Origin of the sequence: Paraburkholderia kururiensis JCM 10599 = LMG 19447, from assembly GCF_003986935.1 — a bacterium.
Lineage (GTDB): Bacteria > Pseudomonadota > Gammaproteobacteria > Burkholderiales > Burkholderiaceae > Paraburkholderia > Paraburkholderia kururiensis.
In genome coordinates, this window is sequence record NZ_RJZE01000009.1 from 80,298 (window position 1) to 97,072 (window position 16,775).

At 66.9% G+C, this 16,775-nt stretch carries 16 protein-coding genes; 8 read left to right on the plus strand and 8 right to left on the minus strand.

Going from position 1 to position 16,775, the window contains the following annotated elements; translation table 11 throughout:
• Positions 1 to 10 precede the first annotated feature (10 nt).
• From sctN to PKKP23_RS12665, 8 genes are all read right to left on the minus strand, one after another.
• Positions 11 to 1,393, minus strand: a complete 1,383-nt coding sequence (sctN, locus tag PKKP23_RS12630) for a type III secretion system ATPase SctN (protein ID WP_275094570.1) — start codon at positions 1,391 to 1,393, stop codon at positions 11 to 13.
• On the minus strand, positions 1,390 to 2,250 hold the full coding sequence (gene sctL, locus PKKP23_RS12635) for a type III secretion system stator protein SctL (protein WP_126877140.1): 861 nt from the start codon (positions 2,248 to 2,250) through the stop codon (positions 1,390 to 1,392). Before sctL ends, sctN begins: the two co-directional genes overlap by 4 nt.
• Positions 2,235 to 3,032: a type III secretion protein HrpB4 gene (locus tag PKKP23_RS12640; protein ID WP_240658969.1), complete on the minus strand. Its 798-nt coding sequence runs from the start codon at positions 3,030 to 3,032 to the stop codon at positions 2,235 to 2,237. Before PKKP23_RS12640 ends, sctL begins: the two co-directional genes overlap by 16 nt.
• A 121-nt stretch (positions 3,033 to 3,153) precedes the next feature.
• On the minus strand, positions 3,154 to 4,020 hold the full coding sequence (sctJ, locus tag PKKP23_RS12645; protein WP_240658971.1) for a type III secretion system inner membrane ring lipoprotein SctJ: 867 nt from the start codon (positions 4,018 to 4,020) through the stop codon (positions 3,154 to 3,156).
• Between the two features lie 2 nt (positions 4,021 to 4,022).
• Positions 4,023 to 4,406, minus strand: coding sequence for a type III secretion protein HrpB2 (locus PKKP23_RS12650; RefSeq protein ID WP_017775663.1), 384 nt, complete (start codon positions 4,404 to 4,406; stop codon positions 4,023 to 4,025).
• A 119-nt stretch (positions 4,407 to 4,525) separates the two neighbouring features.
• The gene (locus PKKP23_RS12655; RefSeq protein ID WP_026121634.1) at positions 4,526 to 5,110 is read right to left on the minus strand and encodes an HrpB1 family type III secretion system apparatus protein; all 585 of its coding nucleotides are present in this window, start codon (positions 5,108 to 5,110) and stop codon (positions 4,526 to 4,528) included.
• Between the two features lie 463 nt (positions 5,111 to 5,573).
• Positions 5,574 to 5,987: a hypothetical protein gene (locus tag PKKP23_RS12660; protein WP_126877142.1), complete on the minus strand. Its 414-nt coding sequence runs from the start codon at positions 5,985 to 5,987 to the stop codon at positions 5,574 to 5,576.
• A 45-nt stretch (positions 5,988 to 6,032) separates the two neighbouring features.
• On the minus strand, positions 6,033 to 6,599 hold the full coding sequence (locus PKKP23_RS12665; protein ID WP_126877143.1) for a hypothetical protein: 567 nt from the start codon (positions 6,597 to 6,599) through the stop codon (positions 6,033 to 6,035).
• 809 nt (positions 6,600 to 7,408) lie between these two features.
• Here PKKP23_RS12665 and sctU point away from each other — a divergent pair.
• From sctU to PKKP23_RS12705, 8 genes are all read left to right on the plus strand, one after another.
• Positions 7,409 to 8,485: a type III secretion system export apparatus subunit SctU gene (gene sctU / locus PKKP23_RS12670; protein WP_017775660.1), complete on the plus strand. Its 1,077-nt coding sequence runs from the start codon at positions 7,409 to 7,411 to the stop codon at positions 8,483 to 8,485.
• Between the two features lie 18 nt (positions 8,486 to 8,503).
• Positions 8,504 to 10,678 (plus strand): FHIPEP family type III secretion protein, encoded by a 2,175-nt coding sequence (locus tag PKKP23_RS12675; protein ID WP_126877144.1) that lies wholly within the window; start codon positions 8,504 to 8,506, stop codon positions 10,676 to 10,678.
• 29 nt (positions 10,679 to 10,707) lie between these two features.
• The gene (gene sctP / locus PKKP23_RS12680; protein ID WP_126877145.1) at positions 10,708 to 11,412 is read left to right on the plus strand and encodes a type III secretion system protein SctP; all 705 of its coding nucleotides are present in this window, start codon (positions 10,708 to 10,710) and stop codon (positions 11,410 to 11,412) included.
• A gap of 111 nt (positions 11,413 to 11,523) precedes the next feature.
• Complete coding sequence (gene sctQ / locus PKKP23_RS12685) at positions 11,524 to 13,047, plus strand: type III secretion system cytoplasmic ring protein SctQ (RefSeq protein WP_126877146.1); 1,524 nt, start codon at positions 11,524 to 11,526, stop codon at positions 13,045 to 13,047.
• Positions 13,031 to 13,681, plus strand: a complete 651-nt coding sequence (gene sctR / locus PKKP23_RS12690; protein WP_017775656.1) for a type III secretion system export apparatus subunit SctR — start codon at positions 13,031 to 13,033, stop codon at positions 13,679 to 13,681. The genes sctQ and sctR overlap by 17 nt, the downstream gene beginning before the upstream one ends.
• 20 nt (positions 13,682 to 13,701) lie before the next feature.
• A complete protein-coding gene (sctS, locus tag PKKP23_RS12695) occupies positions 13,702 to 13,965 on the plus strand; it encodes a type III secretion system export apparatus subunit SctS (protein WP_017775655.1) in 264 nt (87 codons plus the stop codon).
• Positions 13,962 to 15,098: a hypothetical protein gene (locus PKKP23_RS12700; protein ID WP_126877147.1), complete on the plus strand. Its 1,137-nt coding sequence runs from the start codon at positions 13,962 to 13,964 to the stop codon at positions 15,096 to 15,098. Before sctS ends, PKKP23_RS12700 begins: the two co-directional genes overlap by 4 nt.
• 235 nt (positions 15,099 to 15,333) lie before the next feature.
• A complete protein-coding gene (locus tag PKKP23_RS12705) occupies positions 15,334 to 16,773 on the plus strand; it encodes an FHA domain-containing protein (protein ID WP_126877148.1) in 1,440 nt (479 codons plus the stop codon).
• The last annotated feature ends 2 nt before the right edge of the window (positions 16,774 to 16,775 follow it).

The window sequence follows — 16,775 nt, forward strand, 5'->3', positions numbered from 1 at the left end:
GCGTAAGGCGTTAGCCGTTCGCGAGCGCGAAGAGTTGCGCGCCGGTCTCGTCGGGCGAGGCGAATTCGTCGGTGCCCTGCGAGAAGAACGCGCGAATCGCGTCGATCTTGCCGATGGCCTCGTCCGCCACGGGATTGCCGCCTGGCTGGTACTCGCCGATCTGCAACAGCATCTCCACTTCGCGGTGCTTCGCCATCAGTTCGCGCAGCCGCGCCGACGCGGCCACGTACTCGCGCGGCACCACCTGGGGCATGACGCGCGAGAGGCTGCCCAGCACGTCGATGGCCGGATACTGATTTTTTGCGGCGATTTCGCGCGAGAGAATCATGTGGCCGTCCAGAATGCCGCGCACTTCTTCGGCAATGGGATCGCTGCCCGATTCGTCTTCGGCCAGCACCGTGTAGAGCGCCGTAATCGACCCGCGCGACCCGCGCGCACCCATGCCCGCGCGCTCCAGCAGGCGCGGCAACTCCGCGAAGATGGACGGCGGAAAGCCGCGCCGCGCGGGCGGCTCGCCCGCGGCGAGGCCGATTTCGCGCTGGGCGCGCGCAAAGCGCGTGAGCGAATCCATCATCAGCAGCACGCGGCAGCCTTCGTCGCGAAAGTGCTCGGCAATCGCGGTGGCCACATAGGCGGCCTTCGCGCGTTCGATGGAAGACCGGTCCGAAGTCGCGCACACCACGACAGAGCGCGCCATGCCTTCCTCGCCCAGAATCAGCTCGATGAACTCGCGCACTTCGCGGCCGCGTTCGCCGATCAGCGCGATCACCGTGACGTCGCACTGCGCGCCGCGCGCGAACATGCCGAGCAGCGTGCTCTTGCCTACGCCCGCAGGCGCGAAGATGCCCATGCGCTGCCCTTCGGCGAGCGTCATCATGGCGTCCACCACGCGCACGCCGGTGGCAAGCGGCGCCTCGATCAGGCGGCGGCTCATGGGGTCGGGCGGGTCCGCGAAAATGGGGCGCTCGCCGCTGGCGTCGATGGGACCGAGCCCGTCGATGGGCCGCCCGAGGCTGTCGATCACGCGCCCCAGCAGCGCCGTGCCGACAGGCACCGAGAGCGGCCGGCCGAGCCCCACCACCTGGGTGGAGCGCGAGACGTCGGCGAGCCGCGAGAACGGCGAGAGCAGCGCAACGTCGCGCGTGAAGCCGATCACCTCGGCGTACTGCAGCAGCGCGCCGTTCGGCGCGCGCAACTCGCACAGCTCGCCGAGCGAGACGTCGAGGCCGCCCACCTTCACGAGCGTGCCGATCACTTCGAGCACCTTGCCCGTGCGCGCAATGCTGCGCGTGGCGAGAATCTCCTGCTCGATGGCGTCGGTCAGACGCTCGACGTCGAGCAGCCGGCGCGAGACCGCAGCGCGGGTAGCCGAGGTGTCCTGGGGCGTGCTCATTGCGGGTCGGGGTCGGGGTCGTGCAGGGCGCGATCTTCGAGGTCAGGCGCGGCTTGTTCTCCTGCATCGGCGTTGCCCGGTTCATCGGACGCCTGCTGCCACGCCAGCCCGTCGATCTCGCCTGCCGAATGCTTGAGCGCGCGCGACACCGCCGAACGCATGGCGCGCAGCTGCGTGGCGAGGCTTGCGTCCACGGCACCGAAGTCCGATTCGCAGATGCAGCTGCCGGGCGCCAGCCGCTTGTCCGCCACCACCGAAAGCGGGAACGGCCGCCCCAGTTCGCGCCAGCGCGACGAAAGCCGCTCGAACGCGACGCAAGCCTTGTCATAGTCGCCAGGACTCACCGCCACGCGCAGATACGTGGCCCCTTCGACGATGCGGTCCACGGTGGCGAGCGCGCGCTCGAACAACTGCTCGGACTGCTGCACGTGCACGATCTGCTCGACCGCGACCGTCACGATTTCGGCCAGGCGCTCGCGCATCTTCAGTTGCGTGCGGCGCTGATCGTCGCCGGCATCGGCCTGGCGCGCCATCCAGTCGGCGAGCGCGCGCGCTTCGCCGTCGCGATAGCCGCGTTGGGCCGCCTCGTCGTATTGCGCGCGGGCGTCGGCAAGAATGGCCGCGGCCTCGTGCTGCGCGGCCTCCATGATGGCCTGCGCTTCGGCCTGTGCCTGCCCGAGCATCGCTTCGCGGTCGGCCGCAAGCTGGGCGTAGCCCGCTTCCAGCGACATCAGCGCGCCGAACGCGGCACGCGGCACCACGTCGCCGTGCACGCCGATGTGCTTCACACCATTCACGCCAGCCTGCACCTCGGCCGGGTTCGGCAGATTGCGGTCGGATCTCAGCCAGATAACCATGCCCACTCCGGAAGCAGTTCGGGAAAGCGCGCGATCAACTGCGGCGTGCCCAACGGATCGGGCTCGCGCGCGGCGGCGTCGAGCCACGGCACAGGCGGCAGCTCGCGCGGCAAGGCGAGGCGCAACAGCGGGCACGGCGCGTCCGCGGGGCCGGCAAGGTTCGCTGAAAGCGCGGCGCCGGCGTCATGGGCTTCGCGCGCCATCAGCGTGTAGCCTTCCAGCGCGAGCGTGTCGGCGTCGAGCGCATCGAGCGCCGGCATCGCGCCGCGCGCGACGAGCCGCGCCGTGTCCGGTGCGTTCGTTGCCGCAGTGCCCGGCGCCTGGGCGAGCAGACGGTCGAGCGGCACGCCGACCCATTGCGCCAGCTGCATGCGGCTGCGCTTGTCGATGAGCCGCCGCACGTCCGCGCGGCGAAACAGCAGCGCGCGCATGCGCAGCACGTTCAGACCGAGCACGGCTGGCAAGGCGTCGAGCACCTGCGGGCCGGGCGTGAACCACGTGTCGAATGCGGGCGGCGGCACGTGAAGTGCGCGGAGCAAGGCGCGCGACGCGGTATCGAGGGCGTTGCGGCGCAGGCCGTGGCCGTTTGTGGCGGCGTGCGGTTCGGCATTCGTGTTGCCGCCCAGCGCCGCGTAGAACGTATCGAGCGCCGCGGGCGCCACGCCCAACGCGCCCGCGAGCCACGACGGATGCGCCCATTGCACCGCCGTGCGCGCGTTGCGCTCCCACGCCGCGAATGCGGCGGCAGCCCGTGCGAAAGGAAAGCCGGTAGAAGCACCCATGACGTGTGCGATATGTGCCCGAATCCCCGCCTGAATCCTGATGGTTCCGGTGGTTGCGTTGGTTCTTCCGTTGGTTCTTCCGCTGGTTCCGCCAGTTCCGGGCGTTTCGATAACCACGCCCTCAGGCCGTGGAAGAAGGGCCCGCGCGCCGCAGCCGCGCGAGCAGCGCATTGACCTTCGCGCCCAGCGCGTCGCCCGTGCCGCCTTTGGGCGAACCGCCGCCCGCCTTGTGCGGTACGCCGCGCTTCATCCAGAGGAAAAGGCCTGCGGCGCCGATCACCAGCACCAGCACGGCGCCCACAATGACGGGCAGCGGCGAATGCGATTGCGGCAGCTTCGAGAGTTCGACCGGGTCCGCCGGCACGGCCGTGACGCTCACCGCGTCGTAGGTCAACCCTTCCACGCTGTGCATGACGAGCGTCTTGATCTGCGGGATGAGCGCGCCCGCGTCCGAATCCGGGCGGTACTTGATGAACACCGACGCCGAAGACGGCTTGATCTGCTGCGCGAGCGGATCGTTGTTCGGCAGCACGATCTGCACGCGCGCGACGATCACGCCGTCGATCTTCGAAAGCGTCGACGAAAGTTCCTGCGAGAGCCCGTAGATGAAGCGCACGCGCTCTTCGGTGGGCGTGGACACGAGCCCGTCCTTCTTGAAGAGACTGCCCAGATCGTCGTACTTGCTGTGCGGCAGGCCGCGCGAGCGCAGCACTTCCACGGCGCGCACGATCTGATTGCTGTCCACGTCGAGCGCCCAGGTCTTGCCGTTGTCGGGCGTCGCCTTCGACGCGTCCACGCCCTGCTCCAGCAACGCCACCAGCATCTCGTTGACGTCTTGCTCCGTGAGATTGCTGTACAGCTCCTTCTGGCAACCGGCCAGCGCCGCACAGAGCGCGAGCGTGGCCACGAGCGCGGCGCCGCGCGCGCTGCGCCGCCTGGGTTCCGGCTGCCGGAGGGATCGTGCCGCGTGGCCCGTCGTGGCGTGCATGGCTACTGGTTCTTCATCAACGTTTCGATAGCGGACTTGGACGAGTCCACCACGCCCATCTTCGCTTCCATGTCGAGCTGCGTGCTCGCCATTTCGAGCGTCATCTTCGTCGTGGCGGCCATGATCTCGTTCATCGACATCTGCGGCGCCTGCTGCGAGAACTGCACGACGTCGTTGACCGACTGCTGGATCTCGGCGTCCTGCGCGGCCACGAGCTTCGACACCACATTGGTGTTCTCGCCGTCCGCGTGCTCGGGCTTCGCCATGCGAGGGTTCTTCATCATCGAACTGAACTTCTCGCCTTGCTGCGCGAGCGACGGGTCGCTCGCCTGCTGGGTGGCCTGCAAGGCGCTTTCCACCTGTTTGGCCGTCACCGATACGCTCATTGCCGCTCTCCTGCGGGAAGGTTGCTTCTACGCCGTTGCAAGTCACGGCATGCGATTGCGTGCGATTACGCGCAACGGCTAGACGTAGAGGCGTGACGCCGTCGCGCGCTCAGGTCCATTCAAGCGCGCAGATAGCCCTGGTAGCCCTGCTGCGCGAGCGGGTCCTGAGGCTGACGCGTGCTCTGCTGAGGGCTCGCCGTGGCGGCGCGCTCTTCCTCTTCGTCGTTGAGCGTGGTGACCGAGAGCGGGATTTCGAGCGGGCCGCCGTTGCGATGCTTGCGCACTGCGTCGAGCAGATCCTCGCGGGCTTCCAGCGCGCGCACGAGCTGTTGCGTGTCGCGGCTCGGGTTGGCCTGCACGGCCTCGGCCGCGCTTTGACGCCAGTTCGGATCGCCCTTCACCGAGAGGCAGAACGCGAGCAGCGCCTTCGCATACGCGAAGTGCGGCGCGTTCTCCACCACGCGCGAAAACACGCGCACGGCGTCGTCCCAGTGGCCGCGGGTCATGTGGATGATGCCCTCGAAGGTGTCGATCTCGGCCACCTTCGGACGCAGCACGCGCAAGGCGTCCAGCACGAGTTCGATGTCGTACGGGTCCGCCTCCACTTTCGGGAAGTTCGAGAGCAGCGCAGTCGAGACGGTCTCGATCAGCCCACCGACGATGTCCGGACTGCAGTTGAGATAGTTCGGCGAGGTCACGCTCATGTCGAAAGGCTCCTGCACAGGGTGAAAGAAGACCACGTTGCGGCGCGACGGGTCGATCCACGACCGCAATGGTTCACGCCCGCCGCAATGGTTCACGCCAACGATACGCAGCGCCGTCCCGCCAGAGCAGCGGCAACGCGAAGCGAGCGCAACGGGTGCGAAGTGTGGACGAAGCGTGGAACAAGCCGGAGGACGAACGGGCGGGGAAAGCGCCATGCAGCGGCGCGACGCGCCGACTACATGGCGCGGACAGCGTGAGATTGTCCGATTGCGCGCTGCTGGGAAATCGGCGGCGCGCGGATGGCGAGCGAGGCTTCGCCAGTGTGTTGCCGGGTCATCGCCAGGCATCAGTAGGTGCTGCGGAGCATGGCGACGAACCAGCGGCGCTCGCCCAATCGGCCGGCCCAGCCTGAAAAACCATCTGGCACAGTCAAAAGAAGCGAGCGCCTTCAATTGCGCCGGTTCAAGCCTGTTCAAATTGCCTGACGCTCACAATAAACCCCTGGGCGCTATCCCCTCCCACTATCACCGTATTTTGAAGCGTCCGGTTCAGGAATACGGTAGACAGACCGTTGATAGCGATAGGGAAACCGCCAATATTGGGCCCGCCTTGAGAGAAGGTTGCAGCGTTACGTCCATCCGCTTCCAGCAGAAAGATATCGCCCGGGGAAGGATGGGACGGGCAGCAAAGATATTTTCTATTGCCCGCCTTGCCGGGAGAATTCAGCTGTAACGTCACGCTCTCAAAGTTGTCACTCGTAACTGGCTTGTTTGTATCCCATTTCGATGGGGTCGTACTGAACAAAAGCAGACCAGTATTGTCGACGGACAGGTACAACGACGGAAGTGCAACATACTGGATCGTAACAGTGGTCATGGAATTCTCCCGGTCGATTTAAAACTTCGTTTGAATCGCGGCGACTCAGGCCATCTGGAATACACCTGTGCCGGTGCCGTAGAACTGGCCGTTGATGTTCGCGGCATATTGCGACGGGTGGACCAAAACGGCCAATACGCGCGGCCCCTCGAGGAGCGTGAGCGTGATCGAGCCGGGATAAATCGACAATTCCAGCGACAGTTGAATGCCTATCAGGTTCTCCGCGTCGGGAACCGTTCCCTGCAGGTAAACATTCGAAATGTCGACATTCGTTCCCGTACCCGTCGCCTGGCCGACGAAGCGCACCGGCGTACCTTGCTGGGGAGCATTCGGCCCGATGTCGGCGGGATATGCCGTGACTTCGACCGTTTCGGTGTGCGGCCCGCAGCCGCACCCACAGCCTTCGAAGGAGAAGTATCCGCAGATGTTCTGCTGGCACCCGCATCCACATAGGGATTGCGGCTGCACCTTCTGATCGAACGCCGCTTGCAGCGACGGCTTCTTGCTGGCCAGCGTTTGCCGGTTCTTGATTGCCTCGTCATAGGCAGCCCGCGATTGCGCGGCGAGCGCCTTGACCTGATCGGGTGCGATTTCTTGAACGGGTGTGTTCATTTCCAGGGTCCTTTATATATTTACGGTATGGAACTGGAGACATCGCACGCCTTCCGGCCGGCCAGCGGATTTACGCTGACGGCGAGGTGTCCCCGGATTAATCCATGAATTGCCGGCCAGATACGGTTTCCCACTCATAAATTGTTAAATAACGCTACATCGCGATAAATCTTATCGAGCACCATTTTCTGAACGCTCTCACGCGTTCATCGCATGGGAGATTTTTAAATTTGACACAAATGAAATAGAGGGATGGATCACTACTTTTTCGCCCTGCTAGAATGTCGGCTCCACGTTTTTCTGCATTTAAGACCAGCTTCCGGAATTCGTGCACCTATCTCTTCTGTCAGGTATTTATTTTCAAATAAGCCATATCGATCGAAAGCCTCAATTGCCAGAACGGTATAGAGCTGCGATCTTCATGGCATGTTTTTGCAAGCCGCATATTCAAAAACCTTTTTTTGTTAAATCCCCCGATTTATTGAAGCTGGAAACGCACGGATCGAGCAGCACGTCAGGACACCATCAGAACACCATTAACGCGCAGTCGTTTTGCAGCGCAACAAAGAACGTTGGGGCCGATCGCCCACCAGGGAGATCGAAAGGGCTGCAAATTCCCAGGCCCCTTCGCTTGCCCGCCAGCCGCTTCGCTTCGCCCGCACCCGCGCCGCATGCAGCCGATATCGTCGAACATCGGCGCACAAGGCGTGCGCCTTTTGCGTATCTCGTGACGCATCCGTCACCCGGCAATCAGTCACCCATCAGTCACCCATTACCCGCGGGGCCTTCGCCGCCCGGGGCACCAGGCGATGAGCGAGGAAAAGACCGAGAAACCCACATCGAAGCGGCTACGCGATGCACGCAAGGACGGCCAGGTCTCGAAGAGCACGGACCTGGTCGATGCCGTCGTGATGGTGGCCGTGGCCGGCACGCTGCTGCTTGCCGCGGGCGTCTTCGCGGGTGCGTTTCGCACCATCGTCACGCTCACGCTCGACTTCGTTTCCGGCGACCACTCGCTGCCCGCGCTCGTGGCGCGCCTCTACAAGATTGGCGGCGAGACCTTGCTCGTGGTCGTGCCCTGCGTTGCCGTGGCCGCTGCCGCGGGCGTGGCCGCGCTGATTCCGCAGGTGGGCTTCCAGATCGCGACCAAGCCGGTGGTGCCCAACATCCAGAACGCGAGCCCGATGGCGGGTTTGAAGCGCATCTTCTCGATGCGCACCATCATCGAACTCGTGAAGATGGTCATCAAGGCCGCCATCGTCGGGGCCGTGATGTGGTTCACGATCCGCTGGATGTTCCCGCTCATGGTGGGCTCGCTCTATCAGCCGCTGCCCGAGCTTTCCACCATGCTCTGGAGCCTGCTCGTGAAGCTCTGCCTGATCGCGGCAGCGGTGTTCGTCGTGATCGGCGCCGCGGACGTCAAGCTGCAAAGCTTCATGTTCATGCGGCGCATGCGCATGTCGAAAGACGAAGTGAAGCGCGAGTACAAGCAGCAGGAAGGCGACCCCAAGATCAAGGGCGAGCGCAAGCGGCTCGCGCGCGAATTGATGACCGCCGCGGCGCCGCAGCAGCGCGTGACGCTCGCCAACGCGATGATCGTGAACCCCACGCACTACGCGGTGGCCATCCGCTACGCGCCCGACGAGCATCCGCTGCCGCTCGTCATCGCCAAGGGTATGGACGAGCAAGCCGCGCAATTGCGGCGCTTCGCGCAGGACGCCAACGTGCCCATCATCGGCAATCCCCCGGTGGCGCGCGCGCTGTACAAGGTCGCGCTCGACGAGCCGATTCCCGAAGAACTGTTCGAAACGGTGGCCGCGATTCTGCGCTGGGTGGACGCGCTCGCCGTGAAGAAGCCCGAAACAGGCAGCGCGCTGCCGAACTGATCCCACGGAGAAAGCCGCATGTTCAAGTCCCTGAAGCTGCCGGCAGGCGGGGAAATCGGCATCGCGATGCTGGTGGTGGCGATCATCTCGCTCATGATCCTGCCGCTGCCGCCCGAGCTGATCGACGTGCTGCTCGCGGTGAACATCACGATCAGCGTGACGCTGCTGATGATCACCATGTACGTGCCGAGCGTGGTGTCGCTCTCGGTGTTCCCCTCGCTGCTGCTTTTCACAACGCTCTACCGGCTCTCGCTCAACATCGCGTCCACGAAGTCGATCCTCTTGCATGCGGACGCGGGCCACATCATCGAAAGCTTCGGCGAACTCGTGGTGGGCGGCAACCTCGTGGTGGGGCTCGTGGTGTTCGTCATCATCACGACAGTGCAGTTCATCGTGATCGCGAAGGGCTCGGAACGCGTGGCCGAAGTGGGCGCGCGGTTCACGCTGGACGCGCTGCCCGGCAAGCAGATGAGCATCGACGCCGACCTGCGCGCGAACATCATCACGCCCGAAGAGGCGCGCAGAAAACGCGCGACGCTCGCCGTGGAAAGCCAGTTGCACGGCGGCATGGACGGCGCCATGAAGTTCGTGAAGGGCGACGCCATTGCGGGGCTCATCATCACGCTCATCAACATCGTGGCGGGCATCGCGGTAGGCGTGGCGTATCACGACATGTCGGCGGGCGAGGCCGCGAACCGGTTCTCGATTCTTTCGGTGGGCGACGCGATGGTTTCGCAGATTCCGTCGCTGCTGCTCTCCGTCGCGGCGGGCATCATGATTACGCGCGTGGCCGACGAGCGCGAGGCGAAGCAGCTTTCGCTCGGCGACGAGATTGGCCGCCAGCTTTCCACGAGCGCCCGCGCGCTCTACTTCGCGAGCCTGCTGCTGGTGGGCTTCGCCGCCGTGCCGGGCTTCCCCACTTCGCTCTTTCTGCTGCTCTCGGGCACGCTCGCGTTCTGCGCGTGGCGGCTCGGCAAGAAGCAGCCCGCGTCGGCCTCGCATGCCACCGAAGCGGTCAACGCCATGCAGCGCGCCGGCTCGAAAGTGGACGTGCCCGCCATTCTGGCGCGCCCGCCGCAGTTCGCCTGCCCGCTCGGCGTGCGCATCGCGCCGGACCTCGTGGCGCGGCTTTCCACCGCGGCGCTCGACACCTCGTTCGAAGCGGAGCGCAGCAAGCTCCAGGAGTATCTGGGCCTGCCCTTCCCCGGCATCACGATGTGGACGAGCGACGCGCTGCCGCCCTCCACCTGCGAGCTGCTGATGCACGACGTGCCGTACTGCTCGTTCGAATTGCCCGCAGGCAAGGTGATGCTGCCGGAGCCGGCGAAGCTGAGAGGGGTGAATGCGACCAATGGTGCGGGCAATGGCGCGACGGACGGCACAGGCCCCGGCCAGGCCACATCGCCGAACGGGCCCACTCCACTCAAAGGCGAACTCACCGCCGCCGACCTCGCCGCGCTGCGCGAACGCGCCGAGCAACGCCCCGGCCTCGACGGCGGCCCCGGCCCCACCTACTGGATCGAAGAAAAAGCGCTGCCCGCGAAGACCCAGGCGTGGCGCGCGGAGCAGGTCATCGCGCATGCGTCGGTCGCGATGCTGCGCCGCCACGCGTCGCTCTTCCTCGGCATTCAGGAAGTGCAGTGGATTCTCGACCAGCAGAACACCGACTACCCGGGCCTCGTCGCCGAGGTGCAGAAGGTGCTGCCGCCGCAGCGCATTGCCGACGTGCTGCGCCGCCTGCTCGAAGAACAGGTGCCCATCCGCAACATTCGCAACATCCTGGAAAGCCTCATCGTGTGGGGCGCGAAAGAGAAGGACATGCTGATGCTCACGGAGTACGTGCGCGGCGACCTCGCGCGCTTTCTCGCGCATCGCGCGGCAGGCGGTGCGCGGCAGCTCCCGGCCGTGCTGTTCGACCTGCCCGTGGAGCAGCACATCCGCCAGGCGATCAAGCAGACGCCCACCGGCAACTTCCTCGCGCTGCCGCCCGACGAGGCCAACTACCTCATCGACAAGATCCAGTCGTTCGTGGGCCAGGTGCCGCGCGAAGGCGTGGCGCTCGTCACGTCGATGGACATTCGCCGCTACGTGCGCCGCATGATCGAGGCGCGGCTCAACTGGCTTTCGGTGTACTCGTACCAGGAGCTGGGTGAGCACGTCGAGCTGCAGCCGCTCGGCCGCGTCACGATCTGACCGCGCATTCAATCGCGCCCACCACGCTCATGGCCCACATCGAGTCCCGACCGCTGCGCATCATTCCAGGCGACGCCGAACCGCAGCCGCTCCCTGACGAAGCCCGCGCGAAACGCTTCGACTACGCCGCGCTCGCGCGCCGCGTGCGCGCGCGAAGACCGCCGGGCCGGGATGCGGGCGCATCGGGCAACACGAGCGCATCAGAAGACCACGACGCGCCCGCGCACAACCGGCTCAGACACGACAACACGCCGGACGACACCCCAGACGACACCCCAGACGACGCAGCAGACAACGCCGGCAGCGCACGCGGTGCCGGTGCAGGCGCGCCGCTTGCCGGCCACAGCAACGCCGCGCCGCCCACGAGCGACGACCTGCTGCCCGAGCGGCTCGCGCACGTCACGCTGCCCATCGTCGATTCGATGTTCCGCACGCAGAGCCACTTCCTCGAACTGGCCACCTCGCTTGCCACCGAAGTGGCCGCCTTCGCGAGCGACCAGGCCATTGGCGACGCGGGCAACTGGGAAGTGCAGATGCCGCTCGACCGCGCCATCCTGCCCGACACCACGCTGTATCTTTCGCTTTCGCGTTTCAGGCTTTCGCTTCGGTTCGATACGCCGGACGCCGATACGAAGCAGCTACTGTTGCACCACAGTGCGCTGCTCGAGCGCGAACTGGACCAGTTGCTGCGCGCGTGGGGCACGCCGCGCGACATCGAGCTTTCGGTCTGGTGAGCGTCACGGCTTCCCTTCTTACCCGTCTCAGTGGTTTCACCCGCTGAGCAGCGGCGCAACCCTCAACCCTCAACGCTCGACGAACGCGCCCGCCTTGCGGGGCCACACTGCATGGGCCATCTGACTGCTGAAATGCCGGCCGGCGAGCCCCACCTGGAGGCAACGCCGCGCACCGCGCACGAGACCGGGCATCCGGCTCGCGCGCGTCACGCGGCGAACCTGCCTGAGAACGTGCCCGACCTGGGGCGCAGCGCAGCGGCAGGCGACGGCACGCAACGCCTGCCGCTGCGCGCCGTCGCCCACCTGGCCGCGCGTGCGTCGCGCGTGCTCTGCGATGCACGCACGCCGGTCGTGCTGGGTCATGGGCTGAGCATCGTGGACTGGCAGGCATCGGTGGAAGGCATCGCGCCGCGCGATCTGTCCGCACAGGCCCTCGCCGCGTCGTTCGAGATGCCCGGCGTGCTCGAACTCGCGCACGCTGCCGGCCCCCTGCACGTAGCGTTCGACCTCGCCGCGCATCCCGCGCTGGCCATCGCCGCGTCGCCTGCGCGTGGGGCCACGTCCGCATCCGCCGACAGCGACCGCGCGTTGCGCGCCGCGATTCTCGGTGTGCTGCTGGAGCCGCTGTTCCAGCGCATTGCCGCGTTAGGCCTCGGCGATCTGCACGTCGTGCGGCTCACACGCGGCCTGCTCGCAAGCGATGCGCAGGCTGCATCGGTGGCGTTGGCCTTCACGCTCGACGGCCGCCGCGTCGCCGCGCAAATCGCGCTCACCCCGGCACTGCTCGCCGTGCTCGAAGAGGCGCACGCCACGCAGATGTCCGCGCTCGCGCGCCGTGGCTTGCCGGCGCTGCTGGACGTTGGCCAGAACGCCGACAAGAACGCGAGCCTTGCGCCCGATGCCGCTGCGGCACTGCGCGCAAGGCTCGGCGAGTTGCGCGTGCCCGGCCGGCTCGTGCTGGGCGCACGCCGTCTTTCCATCGAAACGCTGCGGGCGCTCGCGCCCGGCGACGTGCTGCTGCGCACGTTCACGGCGAGCCTTGCGCCGCTGCTGGCCGCGGCCGCGCGCGCGGCACGAAACGCGGCGACGGCGGACGGCTCCCACGCCGAACCCGGCCAGCACGTCCCGAACTCGGCGCACGCAGCACAGGCCGCATTCACGGACCCGAACGGGCCCGCCAGCCACGACAGCCACGCCGGCCCGGGCGCGCCTCACCCCGCCGGCACTGCCCTCGCGATCGCCGCCTGGGGCACGCCGGGCCTCATCCGTCTGCACGCGCCCGCGCAATTCGACGGGCACACGCTAGTCATCACGAAGGAGCCGACCATGTCCGACGACCTGGACCCCGTGCGCGCCGACGACGCGCTCGCCGACGATCAAGCGCAGAACCCGATCGAAATCGGCGAGCTGGATCTGCCGGTCCAGTTCGAAGTGGATACCGTCGCGCTGCCGCTTTCGCAGCTCTGCGCGTTGCGGCCGGGCTACGTGCTCGAACTTCCGACGCCCGTGGCCGACGCGCAGTTGAAGCTCGTCACGCACGGCCAGACCATCGGCTACGGCGAACTCGTCACGGTGGGCGAACACCTCGGCATCCGGATTCTGCGCATGGCGCACGGCGATGGTCCAGTTCAGTGACATCACCGGGCTGCTGCTCGTCGTCGTTGCGATCAGCCTCTTGCCTTTCGTCGCGATGGTGGTCACCTCCTACGCCAAGATCGTGGTCGTGCTGGGCCTCCTGCGCAACGCGCTGGGCGTGCAGCAGGTGCCGCCCAACATGGTGCTCAACGGCATCGCGATACTCGTGTCGCTCTACGTGATGGCGCCCGTGGGCATGCAGGCCGCGCACACACTGGAAGGCGAGCAGATTTCGGGGCAACCGTCGCAGGCGCTCATTCAGGCGTTCGGCGCGGCGCGCGAGCCGTTTCGCAGCTTCCTGCAGAAACACGCGAACGAACGCGAGAAGCGTTTTTTCATCCGCTCCGCGAACGTGGTGTGGCCCAAAGACGCCGCGAGCAGCCTGCACGAAAACGACCTGATCGTGCTTGCGCCCGCGTTCACGCTGAGCGAGCTCACGGACGCGTTCAAGATCGGCTTTCTGCTCTACATCGCGTTCATCGTGGTGGACCTCATCATCGCCAACGTGCTGCTCGCGATGGGCTTGAACCAGGTGCAGCCCACCAACGTCGCCATTCCGTTCAAGCTGCTGCTCTTCGTGGTGATGGACGGATGGTCCACGCTCATTCACGGCCTCGTGCTCACCTACAAGTAGCGCAACGCGGGAAAAAGCTCATGGACGTCGATACGCTCGTTCGCTTCACTACGCAGGGCATGCTGCTGTGCATGTACGTGTCGCTGCCCATCGTGATCGTGGCCGCGGTGGTGGGCCTTGGCGTGTCGTTCCTGCAGGCCATCACGTCGATGCAGGACCAGACGCTCTCGCACGGCGTGAAGCTCGTCGCGGTGACGGTGGCCATCGTGATTGCCGCGCCGTTTTCGGCGGCCGCGATCCTGCATTTCGCCAACGAGATCATGCAGACGGCGGTGCCGCAATGACCCGCATCGGCGGACCACCGCAGACGCCGCAACCTGCGCAGACGTCGTCGATCAACCAGGCGCAGACGAACGCCACGCCGAGCTCGAACGACAGCAGTTCGGCACGCTTCGCGGTGCAGTATCGCGACACGACCTTCGGCTACCAGGCCCAGCCGCAAGGCCCCACGCGCAGCCAGCTGCGTGCGCGCAAGCTCGCGGATTCGCTCGCGCGCAAACGACGCGCGGAACGCCGGACGCGCCGCAACGTGAGCGGCGGCTCCGACGACATCGACGACGGCGGCCACGCGCCCGAAGAACACCGCCGCGTGACGCGCGACGGCGGCGGAGGGGGCAGCGGAAGCGGCCAGCAACATCATGGCGACGGCGACGGTCATGGCGAAGCGGCGGCGGATCTGCCCGCCGTGAAGAGCCGCCCAGGCGCCACGGTGCCGCCGCTCGCGCAAGGCGCGCTGCAAGGCATCGCAGCCGCGGCGCCGAACGAGCGCGCGCGCGAGAACGCGGTACTCGATGCCTTCAGCGATACGTTGCTCGATTTGCGTCAGCGCATGAGCGCGAACCCTCAGGCGCCGCTCGATGCGCGCATTCACGAAGCCATGCTCGATCTGCTCGCCGTGCAGCGCGCCTACGGCCCGTTCTCGCCGGCCACGCTGGGGGCGGCGCGGCAGCGGTTGATCGAGGCGAGCGAGCGGCAGCCAGGCGGCGGGCGAACGGCTGGCGCCGTTGCGCCGATGGGCGCGAGTTCGCCTCGGACGGGCGTGGCCGCGCACGCCGCTTTGGGCACGGCATTACGCGCGGCGCCGGGCGCCTTGCCGGCGAGCGGCGCGGCGCTTGATTCGTCGGTTCGTGGCCCCGGTATTGGCCCCGCTGTTGGCCCCGCTGTTGGCCCCGGTATTGGCCCCGCTGTTAGCCCGGCCATCAGCTCCCCAGCCAGCCCGCCTTCCGCCGAGCTTCCGGCATCCGCCAATGGCGATGCTGCGCAAACGCTGCTCGCCGACCGCGTCGGCCGCTTCAATCTGCTGCTCGGGCTGCTGATTTTCAGCGCATCGCGGCCCACCACTTCCACGCGCCTCGCCCATCAGACCGACACGCTACAGGTGCTGCGCGGCGGCATGCTCGCGCGTCGGCGCGGGTGAGTACATCCGGGCATACCTGAACGCAAACGAGCGCCACCGAGCCGAGCGTGGGTCGCGCGCCGTCGCCTGCCCCACGGCGCATGAAAAGCGGCACATGCCCAATCGATTCGCCTCGCCGCTGAGCGCTTCGCATCGCGGGCCGGCGCGCCATATCAGGCGGCTAGAGTAGCGTCAGACGCGTGCGCCACCGTGCACGCATTTGCCTCACGCTTACAGGGTCGGGTCCGTCCACACGATGAAACTGCTGCGTATCCTGACGGGTGTTCATGCAGGCGCCGAGCTGCGTCTGAGTCCGGGCACGCACCGCATCGGTCCGGACGACGACGCCGACATCCGCATCTCCGACTGGCGCGGCGCCGACGTGCTGCTCGCCGTCGACGCGGACGGCGTGGTGAGCGCGCGGCGCGTCGCCGCCGAAACAGCGGAAGCGGCGGAAGCGGTCGAGGTGGAAGGCGGTGCGGCCGGCGCGAGCGCCGGTGAAACCGGCGGGTTCGAAACCGGCGGCACGCGTGGCGCGAACCCGGCGTCAAACCTGGCCGCAGACCCAGCGACTGGCGCCACGCTCGCCGACGCCAGCAGCCCCATCGACCCGGGCACCGTGTTGCTCGTCGACTTCGTGCCCATGCAGTTCGGCGAGACCGTGCTGTGCGTAGGCTGGTCCGATGCGGCGTGGCCAAGCGACCTCGATCTGCTCTCCACGCTGCTCATCAAGCCCAGCGAGGAACGCCGCGAGGCGGAACGCTCGCGCCGCCGCAAGATTGCGGGCATCGCGCTCGCCTGCGCGATGCTGGGTGCCGTGATCGTGATCGGCTCCGTGCTGATGACCACGATGGTGAGCCGCGCCGCGCTGCCTCACGACGCGGGCGGCCTCGCGCAGCGGGTCAACGACACGCTCGCCGCCGCGCACCAGAACGAGTTGCGTGCGCACGCCGAGGGCAACACGGTGCTCGTCACCGGCATGGTGGCGACGCCCGAGGACGACGTCGCGGTACGCCGCCTGCTTTCGCGCTTTTCGCAGACGTCGATCTATCGACGCTACGACGTGGCGCAGAACGACGTGCACAGCATCGAAGATTCGCTCGGCGTACGCGGCGCCCGCGTCGCGTACGCGGGCAACGGTGCGTTCGACGTGACAGGCAGCGTGTCGAATCCAGCCGATCTCGACGCCGCCATCGCGCGCGTGCGCCACGATCTGAGCGAGAACGTGCGCGCCATTCGCAGCCACGTGACGCAGTCCACGGAGAACCAGCCGCTGCCGCCGTCGTTTTCGATGCTGATGACCTCGGACACGGTGCGCTACGCGGAAACGCCGGACGGCGTGAAGCACATCTATGCCCAGCCCGATCCGCCGGATGCTGCCTCGGACACGGCCGCCGCCAGTGCAGACGGCGCCGGCGGCGCCCCGGGCGCGGCCGCCGCGCAGGCGAACAGCGCGAGCGGCGTGCCGCCCACCGTGACCACCGGCGCGGCGACGGGCGTGATGGAACCGGCGCCGGGCCCGGACGCGGCTTCAGGGGCCGCAGCAGCAGGCTCCGGAGCCGCCGCATCGAATACCACATCCAATACCACATCGAATACCGCTCCGAATAGCGCTTCGCATGCGGCATTGAGCGCCGCCTCGAACAGCGCTTCGAGCACCGCCGCTGCAAGCCGCCCCACCCCGCATATCCCGTAGGA